Origin of the sequence: Neoroseomonas rubea (assembly GCF_016106015.1) — a bacterium.
Lineage (GTDB): Bacteria > Pseudomonadota > Alphaproteobacteria > Acetobacterales > Acetobacteraceae > Neoroseomonas > Neoroseomonas rubea.
Window position 1 is genome coordinate 1 of record NZ_JACADQ010000710.1, and the last position, 733, is coordinate 733.

Below are 733 nucleotides of genomic sequence, written 5' to 3' on the forward strand. Positions count from 1 at the left end.
CGCGGGCGCGCAGATGCGCGCGCCGCTCGGTGAGCGTGGGATCGATGCCCGGTGCCTCGCTGCCGTCGAGCGCCGCGAGCGTGCCGACCGCATCGCCCTCGGCCGCGCGCAGCGCAGCAAGGCGCGCGCCGATCGAAGGCCTGGCACCCTGCGCGCCCGGCGCGTCCATCGCGCGGCGCAGCATGGCGGAGGCACGTTCGGTCAGGTCGAGCGCGACCAGCCGGTCGGCGAGCAGCAGCACCGCCGCCTCCCCGCGCGCACCGGTCGGGATCAGGTCGGGATGGGCATCGAACAGCGTCGCGGCGGCAAGCGGCGGCGCGGTCTCGAGCGCGGCGGCGAAGGCGTCGGCAAGCTCGGGGCGGAGATCCGCCGCGCGGTCGGGGAACAGGCGGCTTGTTTCATCGAGCAGCGCATAGGCCTGCGGCCCCTGCCCCGCCTGCAGCCGCAGCGCGGCGACGCGGCGGCGCGTCGCCACCTCCTCCGCCGGGTCGCGCCAGGCGAACAGCGACTGTTCGAGCGCGCCGGCGGCGGCGGCGGCATCGATCTGGCCTGCGGCGAGACGCAATTCCGCCGTCCGACGGAGTGCCGCGGCACGCTGGCGGCGGTCACGCCCCCGCGCCACGCCGGCGTAGCCCTCCAGCGCCTCGGCGCGCCTGCCATCCGCTTCGGCAAGCATGGCGCGCGCCAGGTCGAGGCCCGGCGCGGCGCCGGCATCGGCGACCAGCGCCGCGGC

Annotated in this window: 1 protein-coding gene; it reads right to left on the reverse strand. The window is 78.0% G+C overall.

The genetic code is table 11. From position 1 onward, the window contains the following. Positions 1–733 (reverse strand): hypothetical protein (locus tag HW577_RS25980; protein WP_198378955.1); only part of this gene is annotated, 733 nt, incomplete at both ends.